Source organism: Serratia sp. NA_112.1, assembly GCF_052691715.1.
Genome location: NZ_JBQZFO010000008.1, coordinates 65,121 through 79,336, shown reverse-complemented (window position 1 = coordinate 79,336; position 14,216 = coordinate 65,121). Strand labels below are relative to the sequence as shown.

At 55.3% G+C, this 14,216-nt stretch carries 16 protein-coding genes; 5 read left to right on the top strand and 11 right to left on the bottom strand.

The genetic code is table 11. From position 1 onward, the window contains the following. The first annotated feature begins 71 nt into the window (after positions 1 to 71). Both ACUTQ5_RS16155 and ACUTQ5_RS16150 read left to right on the top strand, forming a co-directional pair. Positions 72 to 1,286: a lactonase family protein gene (locus tag ACUTQ5_RS16155; RefSeq protein WP_445652084.1), complete on the top strand. Its 1,215-nt coding sequence runs from the start codon at positions 72 to 74 to the stop codon at positions 1,284 to 1,286. A gap of 51 nt (positions 1,287 to 1,337) precedes the next feature. Beyond that, positions 1,338 to 3,254 carry a BglG family transcription antiterminator gene (locus ACUTQ5_RS16150; protein ID WP_445652083.1) on the top strand — a complete coding sequence of 639 codons (1,917 nt, stop codon included), beginning with the start codon at positions 1,338 to 1,340 and terminating at the stop codon, positions 3,252 to 3,254. 55 nt (positions 3,255 to 3,309) lie between these two features. On the opposite strand, the gene npr is transcribed toward ACUTQ5_RS16150, so the two are convergent. The 11 genes from npr to ACUTQ5_RS16095 form a co-directional block, all read right to left on the bottom strand. Next, complete coding sequence (npr, locus tag ACUTQ5_RS16145; RefSeq protein ID WP_012147066.1) at positions 3,310 to 3,582, bottom strand: PTS phosphocarrier protein NPr; 273 nt, start codon at positions 3,580 to 3,582, stop codon at positions 3,310 to 3,312. Further along, entirely contained in the window at positions 3,579 to 4,433 is an 855-nt protein-coding gene (rapZ, locus tag ACUTQ5_RS16140) for an RNase adapter RapZ (protein WP_012147065.1), read from the bottom strand. Before rapZ ends, npr begins: the two co-directional genes overlap by 4 nt. 131 nt (positions 4,434 to 4,564) lie before the next feature. Beyond that, entirely contained in the window at positions 4,565 to 5,026 is a 462-nt protein-coding gene (gene ptsN / locus ACUTQ5_RS16135; protein WP_012147064.1) for a PTS IIA-like nitrogen regulatory protein PtsN, read from the bottom strand. A gap of 163 nt (positions 5,027 to 5,189) precedes the next feature. Then, a complete protein-coding gene (gene hpf / locus ACUTQ5_RS16130) occupies positions 5,190 to 5,477 on the bottom strand; it encodes a ribosome hibernation promoting factor (protein WP_445652082.1) in 288 nt (95 codons plus the stop codon). Between the two features lie 23 nt (positions 5,478 to 5,500). Further along, the gene (rpoN, locus tag ACUTQ5_RS16125) at positions 5,501 to 6,934 is read right to left on the bottom strand and encodes an RNA polymerase factor sigma-54 (protein ID WP_445652081.1); all 1,434 of its coding nucleotides are present in this window, start codon (positions 6,932 to 6,934) and stop codon (positions 5,501 to 5,503) included. Between the two features lie 50 nt (positions 6,935 to 6,984). Further along, positions 6,985 to 7,710 (bottom strand): LPS export ABC transporter ATP-binding protein, encoded by a 726-nt coding sequence (lptB, locus tag ACUTQ5_RS16120; protein ID WP_445652080.1) that lies wholly within the window; start codon positions 7,708 to 7,710, stop codon positions 6,985 to 6,987. 6 nt (positions 7,711 to 7,716) lie between these two features. Beyond that, positions 7,717 to 8,256 (bottom strand): lipopolysaccharide ABC transporter substrate-binding protein LptA, encoded by a 540-nt coding sequence (gene lptA / locus ACUTQ5_RS16115; RefSeq protein ID WP_445652079.1) that lies wholly within the window; start codon positions 8,254 to 8,256, stop codon positions 7,717 to 7,719. Then, a complete protein-coding gene (lptC, locus tag ACUTQ5_RS16110) occupies positions 8,225 to 8,803 on the bottom strand; it encodes an LPS export ABC transporter periplasmic protein LptC (protein WP_135318174.1) in 579 nt (192 codons plus the stop codon). The genes lptA and lptC overlap by 32 nt, the downstream gene beginning before the upstream one ends. Next, the gene (kdsC, locus tag ACUTQ5_RS16105) at positions 8,800 to 9,354 is read right to left on the bottom strand and encodes a 3-deoxy-manno-octulosonate-8-phosphatase KdsC (RefSeq protein ID WP_017894144.1); all 555 of its coding nucleotides are present in this window, start codon (positions 9,352 to 9,354) and stop codon (positions 8,800 to 8,802) included. Before kdsC ends, lptC begins: the two co-directional genes overlap by 4 nt. Before the next feature lie 148 nt (positions 9,355 to 9,502). Then, on the bottom strand, positions 9,503 to 10,489 hold the full coding sequence (gene kdsD / locus ACUTQ5_RS16100; RefSeq protein WP_445652078.1) for an arabinose-5-phosphate isomerase KdsD: 987 nt from the start codon (positions 10,487 to 10,489) through the stop codon (positions 9,503 to 9,505). 20 nt (positions 10,490 to 10,509) lie between these two features. Next, positions 10,510 to 11,487, bottom strand: coding sequence for a calcium/sodium antiporter (locus ACUTQ5_RS16095; protein ID WP_445652077.1), 978 nt, complete (start codon positions 11,485 to 11,487; stop codon positions 10,510 to 10,512). A 567-nt stretch (positions 11,488 to 12,054) separates the two neighbouring features. Between ACUTQ5_RS16095 and mlaF the strand changes: the two genes are divergently transcribed. The 3 genes from mlaF to mlaD are packed head-to-tail and all read left to right on the top strand — an operon-like array spanning position 12,055 to position 14,213. Then, entirely contained in the window at positions 12,055 to 12,870 is an 816-nt protein-coding gene (gene mlaF, locus ACUTQ5_RS16090; RefSeq protein ID WP_135318170.1) for a phospholipid ABC transporter ATP-binding protein MlaF, read from the top strand. A 4-nt stretch (positions 12,871 to 12,874) separates the two neighbouring features. After that, entirely contained in the window at positions 12,875 to 13,657 is a 783-nt protein-coding gene (gene mlaE, locus ACUTQ5_RS16085) for a lipid asymmetry maintenance ABC transporter permease subunit MlaE (protein ID WP_445652076.1), read from the top strand. 4 nt (positions 13,658 to 13,661) lie between these two features. Next, complete coding sequence (gene mlaD, locus ACUTQ5_RS16080) at positions 13,662 to 14,213, top strand: outer membrane lipid asymmetry maintenance protein MlaD (protein WP_012147054.1); 552 nt, start codon at positions 13,662 to 13,664, stop codon at positions 14,211 to 14,213. The last annotated feature ends 3 nt before the right edge of the window (positions 14,214 to 14,216 follow it).

Here is a 14,216-nt window from a genome sequence, read left to right as displayed (position 1 = left end):
GGCAGGGAGGCGACAGGCTTTGTATCCACCGGCGCGGGCATTCCGCGCCGCTATCTATCATAAGGATAACTATGCGAAACTGGCAGTCTCCAACCCTACGCACCGCGTTAACCCTGGCGTTACTGGCGATGACCAGCCCGGTGCTGCATGCTGAGGATGCAATGAAATCTACGTCATCTCATTTTGCTTATATCGGTACCTACAATCCTAACGGTGAAGGCGTTTACCGGGTGCAGGTTGACTCGGCCAGCGGTGCGTTGAGCGCCAGAACGCTGGTCAGCAAGCAGGCCAACCCGGCACAGCTCACCGTGGATGCCAAAGGCCAGACGTTGTATGTTGCCAGCGAAGTGGCAGATTTTAACGGTACTAAACACGGCGGCATCATCGCTTACCGCATCAATCCATCCGATGGTAATCTGACTCAGCTTAATCAGGTCGATTCCCAAGGCGCAGGGCCGGTATATCTTTCTCCGACGCCTAACGGCCGTTATCTGCTGGTAGCGAACTACGTCAGCGGTACCGTGGCGGCCTTCCCGCTGGAGAGCGATGGTAGGCTGGGTAACGCTAGCTCGGTACAGCAACAGCAAGGGCCCGCAGGTGCCGGCAAGCCGGAGAGCGCGGTGGAAGGCAGTTTTGCCATCAGCGATCACAATGGGCCGCATGCGCATATGATCGCCAGCGATCCGAGTGGCAAGTTTGTGTTTTCTACCGATCTGGGGCTGGATCGGATCTACCAGTGGCGCTTTGACGATGCCAGTGGCCAACTGGCACCGAACGATCCGCCGTGGATCGCCGCATCTTCTGCTGGTGCCGGCCCGCGTCACTTTGTCTTCCATCCGGACGGCAAAACTGTACTGCTGGTGAATGAAGAGGCTTCAACGCTGGCCAGTTACCGTTTCGACAGCCAGAAAGGAACTTTGAAACAGTTACATGTCGTTTCTTCGCTGCCTGCCGATTATAAGGGGAGCAACTTTGCTGCCGGGTTGGTTCTGAGCGAAGACGGGAAAAATCTGTATGTCGCCAACCGGCTACATAACAGCATTGCGCAGTTCAGCATCGATAACGATGGAGAGTTGCACGCGGTGGCGGAAACCTGGACGCGCGGCGATTATCCACGATCCCTGACGCTAAGCCCGGACGGTCGTTATCTGTATGCCATGAACCAACGCAGCGATAATGTCACCCGTTTTGGCGTGGATAAGGCCAGCGGCAAACTCAGCTTTGTTGAAGGCTATACGCCGGTGGGCAGCCCTTCGCAAATGGTGTTCTTGCCGGTGGCGAAGTAACCCGTTGCCCGCCTGATTCCCCTGGCGGGCACCTTAATTGACGGAATGAGAATGGTGCGATTTCCCTACCCGCGTTTAGCCTATCTGTTTGATGCTTTGCAGTCTGAGACTTTGCCACAGGAAGAGCTGGCGAAGCGCTTCGCCGTGTCCACCCGAACCGTGCGCGCCGACATTACCGCGCTGAATGATATTCTGGGAAACTACGGCGCTCACTTTGTGCATAGCCGTGGGGCGGGTTATCGCCTGCAGGTCGATGACGCCGCGTTGTTTAGCGCACTGCAACATCAGGAACGTAAAAAACACGCTACGCCACGCAGCGCCCAGGAACGGGTGCACTATCTGCTGATTCGTTTTTTGACCTCAGCCTTTTCTCTGAAGCTTGAAGATTTAGCCGATGAATGGTTTGTCAGCCGCGGCACGCTGCAAAACGACATGGCTGAGGTGAGAGAGCGTCTGGCGCACTACCAGTTGACAATTGAAACCAAACCGCGCTACGGCATGAAGCTGTTTGGTTCGGAGATGGCGATCCGCGCCTGTCTGACCGATCTGTTATTCCAATTGCATCTGGCCGATGCCGAAAATCCACTGCTCAACAATGAGATCCTGCGGCAACCGCAGGTGGTGACCTTTGCCGGTTTGCTGCATCCGTTGTTGTCGCAATATGCCATTCGTCTGACGGACGAAGGTGAGCAGTATCTGATTTTCTACTGTGCAGTGGCGCTGCGACGCATTACCGATGGCTATCCGTTGCCGGACTTTGACGTTGAGGACGGGGATGACGCCGTGCGCAAGGTTTCGACCTGGCTGGCCGGGGAACTGCGCAAAGCCAGTGGCAAAGAGATATCAATAGCGGAAGAGGCCTACCTGCGGGTGAACATCGCCGCGCGGCGGGTACAGGAGGTGCAACCTACCGAGATCAACGCCGACGATGAAGAAGCGCTGGTGGATTACATTCTGTCGTACATCAACGCGCACTATAACTACAATCTGCAGGGTGACAAGCAGCTGCGAGCCGATCTGCTGACCCATATCAAGACCATGATCACCCGGGTGAAATATCAGATTAATATCCCCAACCCATTGCTGGCGAACATTAAGCAACACTACCCGATGGCCTATGACGTGACGCTGGCCGCGGTCTCCAGCTGGGGAAAATATACGCCTTACACCTTGAGTGAAAACGAGATTGGTTATCTGGTACTGCACATTGGCGTTGGGCTGGAGCGGCATTACAACATTGGCTATGAGCGACATCCGCAGGTGATGCTGGTGTGCGATACCGGTAACTCGACGGTGCGGATGATCCAGGCGCAGATCGCGCGCAAATACCCACAGCTGGTGATGACGCGCATCGTTTCGCTGCGTGATTACGAGGTACTCAAGCATATCGACGAAGACTTCGTTATTTCCAATGCGCGGATCAGCGAAAAGAACAAGCCGGTGGTGGTGATGTCGCCGTTCCCGACCGAATACCAGCTCGAACAGCTTGGCAAACTGGTGCTGGTGGATCGCACCAAGCCCTATATGCTGGAGAAGTTTTTCGACGCCGAGCATTTTATGCTGGTCAATGAACCGCTGACCCAGGCGGAATTATTCCAGAAGGTGTGTAGCCAGCTTGAATGCGAAGGCTATGTTGGCGAAGATTTCTATCCGTCGGTGGTGGAGCGCGAGGCGATTGTTTCTACACTGCTGGGTGAAGGGATAGCATTGCCGCACTCGCTGGGGTTGCTGGCGAAGAAAACCGTAGTGGTGACGCTGCTGGCACCGCAGGGGGTGGTCTGGGGTGAAGGTGAAATTGCTCACGTGATTTTCTTACTGGCAATCAGCAAAAGCGATTATGAAGAGGCGATGGCAATCTACGATCTGTTCGTTACCTTTGTGCGCGAACGTTCGATGAGTCGCCTGTTGGGCAGTGACAATTTCGACAGCTTCAAGGCGGTAGCGCTGGACTGTTTAAGCCGGATTTAGTGGGGAATTACAGGGAGTCAGCGAGAGGGGGCCCCGTATGCGACACCCCAAGCTACTAGTCTTCGTCAAAACCGGAATTGATCAACTCAATTACCGCCGCCAGTGCTTTCGCTTCATCCGGGCCGGTGGCTTCCACTTCGATATGACGCCCCTGCGCGGAGTCCAGCATCAGCAGCGCAATCACGCTGCTGGCCTCGGCCTCGGTGCCGCTGTCGTTGCGTAGCATCACCTCGGCATCAAAGCTCTGTACCAGCTCAAACAGCTTCATCGCCGGGCGCGCGTGCATGCCCAGCTTGTTTTTGATTTCAACCGTTTGTTTGACCGTCATTGTTTGCGTTTTTCCAGCGTGCGGTGGCGTGACTGCACGTTTTTACCGCGTGAGCGGAAGTAGTCGGCCAACTGTTCTGCCACGTAGACTGAACGGTGCTTACCGCCGGTACAACCAATGGCGACCGTCAGGTAGCTGCGGTTGTTGGTTTCCAGCATCGGCAACCACTGTTCGAGATAGCTGCGGGTCTGGTAGATAAAGTTGTGCACTTCAGTGTGGCGATCGAGGAACGAGGCGACAGGTTTATCCAGGCCTGTCATTGGGCGCAGTTTCGGATCCCAGTGCGGGTTAGGCAGAAAGCGTACGTCGAACACATAATCGGCGTCGATTGGAATACCGTGCTTAAAGCCGAAGGATTCGAACACCATGGTCAGTTCGCGCTCGCGTTTGCCCAACAGGCGGGTACGCAGCATTTCGGCCAGTTCATGCACTGACATTTCCGAGGTATCGATGATCAGATCGGCCCTGGAGCGCAGTGGCTCAAGCAGGTCGCTCTCTTCATCGATGGCGCTTTCCAGCGACAGGTTCTTGCTCGATAGCGGGTGCAGACGGCGAGTATCACTGTAGCGGCGGATCAGCGTATTACGGTCGGCATCGAGGAACAGCAATTGCGGCGAAAAGCTGTCCGGCAGTTGGGTCATCGCATATTCAAACACTTCCGGCGATTCCGGCATGTTACGTACGTCGATGCTTACCGCAGCAGAGCTATTGCGTTCCGCCAGCGTATTGGCAAGCTGCGGCAGCAGTACCACGGGCAGGTTATCAACGCAGTAAAAACCCATGTCTTCCAGCGCCCGCAAAGCGACGGATTTCCCTGAACCGGAACGGCCGCTGACAATCATCAGCACCATGTGGCAACTCCCCCTGGCATCTCAGTGGCGTTTATCGCCACCGTTAGAAACTTTAGGATCCCTGTCCGAACCGGGACCCATCGTGGCTAAACAGTATCGTTATCCGGGCTGGAAGTCACGCCAGCCGGGCGTTACTCGGTGATGATTTGGTAAAGCTCTTCGTCACTTTGCGCCGCACGCAGGCGACGACATACGGTTTTGTCGGCCAGGCGTTTGGCGACCAGCGACAGAGTATGCAAATGGGTTTTACATTGGTCGGCAGGGACCAGTAAGGCAAACAGCAGATCGACCGGCTGGTTATCAATGGCGTCAAAGGCGATAGGTTGGTCGAGACGGATAAACACGCCAACGGCCCGCAGTGTGTCCTCTTCCAGTTTGCCGTGGGGAATAGCGATACCATTGCCGATACCGGTACTGCCCATACGCTCGCGGGTGAGAACCGCGTCAAACACTACCTGTGATGACAGGTTGAGCTGCTTTGCGGCCAGTTCGCTGATAATTTCCAAAGCCCGTTTCTTGCTGGTGCAGTGGACGGAGCTTCTGGTGCACTCGATATTTAACACCGAGCTTAATTGCATTGTTTCGTTGTTCATCTCATCTTCACTTAAAATCACACCAGCAAGCAGGAGGCTTGTGAGGTGATTTTTCGCCTTGTTTAACCCTTGATGGCTTATCGGCGCGATACCCTTACAGGCAACGCGCCGATGGCCGAGGCTACGTTTGAGCCGTACCCGCTGACGGAAACGGCCCAGAATGTCAGTGTTGCTTCAGTTTGTCTTTATGTTTGTTCAATTGACGCGCCAGTTTGTCGATCAGGGAGTCAATTGCGGCATACATGTTCTCGTCTTCCGAGGTGGCGTGCAACTCGCCTCCATTCACGTGCACCGTCGCTTCCGCAATCTGCTGCACTTTTTCCACACTAAGCACGACATACACCTGATTTATGCGGTCAAAATACTGTTCGAGTTTGGCGAACTTGGTGTTCACGAACTCGCGCATAGGTTCGGTGATCTCGATGTGGTGTCCGGTAATGTTGAGCTGCATAATGTCTTCCTTCTCAATAGAGGTCAAACCAACTGTTTACGTTGGTTGGACGGCGGGATGGACAAAGACTCTCGGTACTTGGCGACGGTGCGCCGCGCCACGATGATCCCCTGGTCGGAGAGCAGGGTGGCCAGCTTGCTGTCGCTGAGCGGTTTGGCGGGGTTTTCCGCCGCGATCATTTTCTTCACCACTGCCCGGATCGCCGTAGAGGAGGCTTCGCCCCCGCTGTCGGTATTCACATGGCTGGAGAAGAAATATTTCAATTCGAAAATGCCGCGCGGACTGTGCAAAAACTTCTGCGTGGTCACACGTGAAATTGTCGATTCATGCATCTCCACGGCTTGGGCTATATCTGCCAGCACCATGGGCTTCATAAATTCTGCACCCTGTTCAAAGAACGCCTGTTGCTGCTCGACGATGCAGCGCGAAACCTTCAGCAGAGTGTCGTTTCGGCTTTCCAGACTTTTGATCAGCCACTTCGCTTCCTGCAAATTGCTACGGATGTACTGGCCGTCACTGTCGTTACGGGCGCTATTGCCCATCGCGGCGTACTGCTGGTTGATCTTCAAGCGTGGAATGCTGTCGCTGTTGAGCTCAACCGTCCAGACATTTTGCACTTTTCGCACCAGCACGTCCGGGATCACATACTCGGATTCGCCGGTGTTGATTGACTGACCCGGACGGGGATCCAATGACTGGATCAGCAACATCGCTTCTTTCAGTGTATCTTCTTTTGAGCGCGTTGTTCGCATCAGGCTGCGAAAGTCGTGGTTAGCCAGCAGGTCCAGATGCTCGCTGATGATCAGGCGTGCTTCAGCCAGATAGGGCGTGTCTTTAACGTACTGGGAAAGCTGAACCAGCAGACAATCGCGCAGGTCGCGCGCGGCGACGCCAACCGGATCAAAACGCTGTACGCGCTTCAATACCGCTTCGACTTCGTCCATTGTCACATTCTCGTCACCCAGGCTCTCCAGAATGTCTTCCAGCGGCACGGTGAGATAGCCGGTGTCATCAACGGCGTCGACAATTGAGGTGGCAATAGCGGCATCGGTATCAGAAAACGGCGTCAGATCCACTTGCCACATCAGGTAATCCTGCAGGGTCTGGGTAGTCTCGCCCTGATAAACCGGGAGCTCATCGTCACTGTAATCGGTGCGGGTACCGGACGGCGTGCCGGCGGTGTAGATTTCGTCCCAGGTGGCGTCGAGCGGCAGCTCTTCGGGCATGTCCTTTTGTTCCAACGCCTCGCGGGTATCCAAACCTTCGGTTTCGACAGTTTCTTTGGTGTCGACTTCTTCGTGCAGGTCGCTCTGTTCAAGCAATGGGTTGCTCTCTAACGCCAGCTGTATCTCCTGCTGGAGCTCAAGCGTGGACAACTGCAGCAGGCGGATAGCCTGCTGGAGCTGGGGGGTCATGGCCAGTTGTTGGCTAAACCTGAGTTGCAAACCTTGCTTCATAATCTTCAGTCTACTTCCGTTAACAGTCGTCCATCAGGACGCGCTGGTACTCAGAGGCGGAATTCTTCGCCCAGATAAACGCGTTTCACCTGCTCATCGACCAGAATAGCATCCGGCGTGCCGTGGGCAATCAGTTTGCCTTGGCTGACGATATAGGCGCGTTCACACACGTCCAGCGTTTCGCGCACGTTATGGTCGGTGATCAGCACGCCCAGGCCGCTGTCACGCAAGTGCTCGATAATTTTTTTAATGTCGATAACGGAAATCGGGTCAACCCCGGCGAACGGCTCATCCAGCAGGATGAATTTCGGGTTGGCCGCCAGCGCACGGGCGATCTCGACGCGGCGGCGTTCACCACCGGACAGTGCCTGGCCCAGGTTGTCGCGAAGGTGGGTGATATGGAATTCTTCCATCAGCTCTAGCGCACGGTCTGCTCGCTGCTCGCTGCTGAGATCTTCACGGATCTCCAGCACGGCCATCAGGTTGTCATACACGCTGAGGCGGCGGAAGATGGATGCTTCCTGCGGCAAATAGCCGATGCCACGGCGCGCACGGGCGTGCAGCGGCAGCAGGCTGATGTCTTCTTCGTCAATCACGATACGCCCGGCATCACGCTGAACGATACCCACCACCATGTAGAAGGTGGTGGTCTTGCCGGCGCCGTTTGGCCCCAGCAGGCCGACGATCTCGCCGGATTTCACTTTCAGGCTGACGTCTTCAACAACTTTTCGGCCCTTGTAGGCTTTCGCCAGGTTTTCTGCGATGAGTGTAGCCATAAGTGATTAGTTACTCTTCTTTTGCCCGTTTTTGTCTTGCAACTGCGACGGTACCAGAACCGTAGTCACGCGTTTGCCTTTGTCGCTAAACGCCTGCATTTGCTGCTGTTGCACCAGATAGGTGATGCGATCGCCTTTTACGTTGCTGTCGAGCTGCTCCAGATAGGCATTCCCGGTCAGGGTCACCAACTGCGACGCGACATCGTAACGGACCTTCTGCGCGTGGCCTTTCACCGGCTTGCCGCTGTCTTGCATCTGATAGAAGGTCACCGGGTTGCCAAAGGCTTCGATATAAGTTTTGTTCTGATCGCCGCCTGGTCGTGTTACCACCACCTTGTCGGCCTTGATATCGATAGTGCCTTGCTTGATCACCACATTATCGGTAAAGGTGCTGACGTTGCTCTGCATATCCAGAGACTGTTTCAGCGAGTCGATGCTTACCGGTTGGCTGGAGTCGGACTTCAGCGCCCAGGCGGGTGCGCTGGCGGCCAAAATCAAGCTACCGATCAAAAGATTACGGCTTTGTTTGTTGGTTCTGAATTTCATAGTTGGTCTTAACCTTATCAATCAGCTCAGCGGTTTTGGCCCGCAGGTTCCCACGCATTTTCATGCCGTTAGAGGTGAAGTTCGTCCCATAGAGCGTCACTTCGTCATCCGAAGCCACATCCTGGGTCACCAGGTTCACCTGAGCATTGTCTGTTTTAATTTTTTCCAGCTGTGAGGTGGTGGTCAGGCTGTTCACCTCGACATGGCCGTAAAGATACAGCATCCGGTCTTTAGTCAGTTTGGCGCGATCTGCGCGAACTGACCAGGTGGCCACCGCGTTTTCATCAAACAGCGTCATCACTGGCTGGGTAAACCAGCTTAATTCGTCGGCCTCATAGTACTTTACGTCTTCCGCCACCAGCTTATAGCTCAGCTTGCCGGTCGGATTGTACACTATGGTGACCGTGTGCTGGCTCTGATAAGTCGGGTCCTGGCTGTTAACCGGCCCCGGCGTGGCATCATCATTGACATCCGTCATGTTCCAGCCAATCAGTGCCAATGCGATCACCGCCAGCAGGATGGTGATCCAAAGTTTGGTTTTACTCATATCGACAGCCCTTTGGCGTCCTCCAGCTTGTTCTGAGCCAAAAGAATAATGTCACACAGCTCGCGTACCGCACCGCGGCCGCCGGCGATGCGGGTAATATAGTGGGCTCGTGGCAGTAGCAGAGGATGCGCATCGGCTACCGCGACTGCCAGGCCAACCTGAGCCATCACCGGCCAGTCGATCAGGTCGTCGCCGATATAGGCTACCTGATCTGCCGTTAGCGACAGTGTATCCAACAGTTCGCGGAAGGCCAAAAGCTTATCGGATTGCCCCTGATAAAGATGGGTAATACCGAGGGTATTCGCGCGGTCTTCCAGGAGTTTGGCGGAGCGGCCGGTGATAATTGCCACTTCAATATCCGAGGTTTTCAGGCAGCGAATGCCGTAACCGTCGCGCACGTTAAACGCTTTTAGTTCTTCACCGTTGTTGCCCATGAAAATCAGGCCGTCTGACAGCACGCCATCGACATCACAAATCAGCAGACGGATTTTACCGGCGCGCGCCATGACGTCTTGTTCTACAGGTCCGTAGCAGGTTTCAACCAGACTCATTGAGTTCCCTCAGGTTTTTTATAAATCAGGCACCATTGGCGTAGCCAGTTTGGTGGCGGACAGCGCGGAGAAACCGCAGCGTACACGTAGTACGTGAGGATTTCGAGCACTGCCCAACGCCAAAATGGCAAGTAAAATGGCCTGAAAATCAAACGACGCCGGCGCGCAGCATGTCATGCATATGTACCACACCCAGCAACTGGTCGCCATCGGCAACCAGCACCGAGGTGATATGACGTTGCTGCATCAGGTTCAGCGCGTCGACCGCCAGCAGGTTCGGACGTACTCGCACGCCACCGAGGGTCATAACATCAACGATCCTGGCCTCGTTGAGATTGATACCCATATCAAAAATCCGGCGCAGGTCACCATCGGTAAAGATACCGGCGATCCTCATCAGATCGTCACAGATGACCGTCATGCCCAGATTTTTTCGGGTGATTTCCAGCAGCGCGTCGCGCAGCGATGCATCAGCGCTGACGTGGGGAATTTCATCGCCGCTGTGCATGATATCACTCACGCGCAGCAGCAGTCGGCGGCCCAGAGCGCCACCAGGGTGTGACAACGCAAAATCTTCCGGCGTGAAACCGCGGGCTTTTAGCAGGGCGACGGCTAACGCATCGCCCATCACCAGGGTGGCGGTGGTGCTGGTGGTCGGTGCCAGGCCGAGCGGACAGGCTTCCTGTGGCACCTTGATGCACAGGTGAATATCCGCCGCCTTGCCCATCGAGCTTTCCGGATTGTTGGTCATGCAGATCAGCGGGATTTGCTGGCGCTTCAATACCGGGATCAGCGCCTGGATTTCGTTGGACTCGCCGGAGTTGGAGATGGCGAGCACAATATCCTGCGCAGACACCATGCCCAGGTCACCGTGGCTGGCTTCCGCAGGGTGAACAAAGAACGAAGGCGTACCGGTGCTGGCGAAGGTAGCGGCAATCTTGCAGCCGATATGGCCGGATTTACCCATGCCCATCACCACCACTTTACCGGTGCATTCGGCGATCAACTCGCAGGCGCGGGTAAAGTCCGCATTGATGTATTGGCTGAGCTGGGCCAGCCCGTCACGCTCAATCTGCAGCACTTCTTTGCCCGCCTGCTGAAAATCAAAGCCTGGTTGCAACTGAATGTTCGACATACTCATTCCCGCCCGTCGGTTTAGCCGAAAGTACTGAAAGGGTTAAAAAACAGCACAGCAAGATATGCAATAAAACCACATAATAACAGAGCCCCTGCCAGATGACCGATGCGATGTTTACGCCCTGCGCACAAGGCGGTGAGCACAATGCTGACCGCCAGCATCACCCAGTAATCGCGGTGGAAGGCGGCGCCATCGACACTGCCAGGGGACAGCAGTGCGGGGACACCCAGCACTATCACCGTATTGAAAATGTTGGAGCCGATGATATTGCCAATCGCCATATCATCCTCACCCTTTAGTGCTCCGGCGATGGAGGTGGCCAGTTCCGGCAGGCTGGTGCCGACAGCGATAAGGGTTAGGCCGACCACCAGTTCACTCATACCGAAAAAGTGCGCGATCACCGTGGCGTTATCGACCACCATTTTGGAAGACAGCGGCAGAATGATAAACGCCAGCACCAGCCACAGCACCGCCACGGTGTTGCTGCTGTCCTGCGGTAGTTCGGCCATTTGTTCCACGGTCAGGCTGTCGTTGCCTTCACGCTGTGCCAGCCGGGCAATTTTCAACATCAACAGAATGAAGACGGCGGCGGCGGCCAACAGCACCACGCCATCCAGCCGACTTAACGTGCCGTCCATCAGCACGAAACCGCACAATACTGTGACCGCCAACATCAGCGGCAGTTCGCGACGCAATACTTCAGAACGCGCAGCCAGCGGGTGGATCAGCGCGGCAACACCAAGGATCAATAATATATTGGTGATGTTGGAACCTATTACGTTTCCCACCGCCATATCTATCTGCCCGTTCAGTGCGGCGGTGGTCGAAACAAACAGTTCCGGCAGCGAAGTGCCGATGCCGACGATGGTCATGCCGATAATCAGCGGTGGTACACCAAGTGAACGAGAAATCACCGCAGCACCGTAAACTAAGCGGTCTGCGCCATACACCAGTAAAAATAAACCAACGATTAATAAAACTATCGCGAGAAACATGCAGGGTCCTTTGTTGGGTATTATCCCGGTTCGTTGGTTAAAAGCCGTAATTCGGCTATCTTGCTTTGCCCTCCGTTGCGCAGGCTAAAGCCGCAGCAACGGGATTTCCCGGCTAATATATGAACGCTTTCGTTTTTTTCGTTATGATGCCAATTTTGACCGTCTGCAGCCTAAAAGTAAAATTAGGCTGTGCTTCTCCTTGTGCGTGAGCACCGCTGGTGGCAATTTGAGTGCGCAGCAAGGCGCGAGTCGTGAGATTTGGTGTGCCAAATAAGCGGCTCGTAACACAGGGGCGCGCTCAAATGGCCCCAGCCCTTAAGGTCGCGCCCCAAAAGCCCGTACTCTGCGTTGTCGGGCTTGAACGTAGGTCCACTATGCCCATCACCTTCCGCCTTGATTACGGACTTTTGGGTCTGCGACGGTGCCACGCACAAGGAGAAGCACAGCCTTAGCGCACCATTGGTAACGAAATGCCGGTAAGTTTTTGTAAAGATGAGACGCATTGCGCCCGTTGCTTTAACATCGCGGGTAGATTTGGCAAAAATAAGCCGCAAAGGATCCATTAACATGCACCAGAAGGCAGAGAATCTGGTCGAAGTTCGCGATATGACTTTTTCGCGTGGCGATCGACTAATATTCGAAGACATCAACCTGACGGTTCCCCGTGGCAAGGTGACGGCGATCATGGGGCCGTCCGGTATTGGTAAAACAACGCTCCTGCGTCTGATTGGCGGCCAGTTGACACCGGACAGCGGTGAGATCTGGTTTGATGGCGACGACATTCCCGCCTTGTCCCGCCATCAGCTATATGAAGCACGTAAGAAAATGAGCATGCTGTTCCAGTCAGGCGCGCTGTTCACCGATCTGACGGTGTTTGAAAACGTGGCTTATCCGCTGCGTGAACACAGTCGCTTACCGGAGCCTATTTTGCGCAGTACGGTAATGATGAAGCTGGAGGCGGTCGGACTGCGTGGCGCGGCCGAGCTGATGCCCAATGAGTTGTCCGGCGGTATGGCGCGGCGTGCGGCACTGGCGCGGGCGATTGCGCTCGACCCGGAGATGATCATGTTCGACGAACCTTTCGTCGGCCAGGATCCGATCACCATGGGTGTGTTGGTTAAGTTGATCGATGAGCTCAATCACGCGCTGGGCATCACCTGCATTGTGGTTTCGCATGATGTACCGGAGGTGCTGAGTATCGCCGACTACGCGTACATTGTTGCCGATCATCGGGTGATTGCCGAAGGCACGGCGCAAGAATTACAGAACAATCCTGATGCACGCGTGCGCCAGTTCCTGGATGGTATTGCCGATGGGCCGGTGCCTTTCCGTTATCCGGCCGGCGATTACCAGGCCGAGTTGTTAGGTTTAGGGAGTAAATAAGCTGATGTTATTACAGGCGTTAGCGTCGTTAGGACGCCGTGGCATCAACACCAGCGCCAGCTTTGGGCGCGCCGGATTGATGCTGTGGGGCGCGCTGGTCGGGCGGCCCGAGCCGCGCAAACAGTGGCCGTTGCTGCTCAAGCAAATGCACAGTGTGGGCGTGCAATCACTGCTGATTATCATGGTTTCCGGATTGTTTATCGGCATGGTACTGGGGCTACAGGGCTATTTGGTGCTTACCACCTACAGTGCCGAAGCCAGCCTGGGCATGATGGTGGCGCTGTCGCTGCTGCGTGAACTGGGGCCGGTGGTGACGGCACTGCTGTTTGCCGGCCGCGCCGGTTCCGCGCTGACGGCCGAAATTGGCCTGATGAAGGCGACCGAACAAATCTCCAGCCTGGAAATGATGGCGGTCGACCCGCTGCGGCGTATTGTCGCGCCACGCTTCTGGGCCGGTTTGCTCAGCATGCCTCTGCTGACGATTATCTTCGTCGCGGTGGGCATCTGGGGCGGAGCGATAGTCGGCGTGGATTGGAAGGGCATCGACAGCGGCTTCTTCTGGTCGGCGATGCAGGGCGCGGTGGAGTGGAGAAAAGACTTGCTCAACTGCCTGATCAAGAGCGTGGTATTCGCCATCACCGTGACCTGGATTGCCATTTTCAATGGGTATGATGCGGTGCCGACCTCTGAAGGGATTAGCCGGGCAACGACCCGTACCGTGGTACATTCGTCACTGGCGGTGTTGGGATTGGATTTCGTGCTGACAGCACTGATGTTTGGGAATTGATTCGATGCAAACTAAGAAGAGTGAAATCTGGGTTGGGGCATTTATGCTGATTGCGCTGTGCGCCGTCGTGTTTTTGTGCCTGCAAGTGGCGAACATTAAGTCGATCGGTAACGAGCCGACCTACCGTATTTACGCGACCTTCGATAATATCGGTGGTCTGAAAGCACGTTCACCAGTGAAAATCGGCGGCGTGGTGATTGGCCGAGTGGCCAATATCTCGCTCGATCCTAAAACTTATACCCCGCGCGTTGCCCTGGATATCCAGGATAAATTCAACCAGATACCGGATACCAGCTCGCTGGCGATCCGCACCTCCGGCCTGCTGGGGGAGCAATATCTGGCACTGAACGTCGGTTTTGAAGACCCGGATATGGGGACTACCATCCTGAAAGATGGCGGTACTATTCAGGACACCAAATCAGCCATGGTTCTGGAAGATCTGATCGGCCAGTTCTTGTATAAGAGCGGCGGCCAGGATAACGCAGATAAAGCGGGAGACGCGGCTGCCAGCCCGGCTGCCGGTACTGCGCCGCAACCTGCTGCCCCTATTCATTAAAAG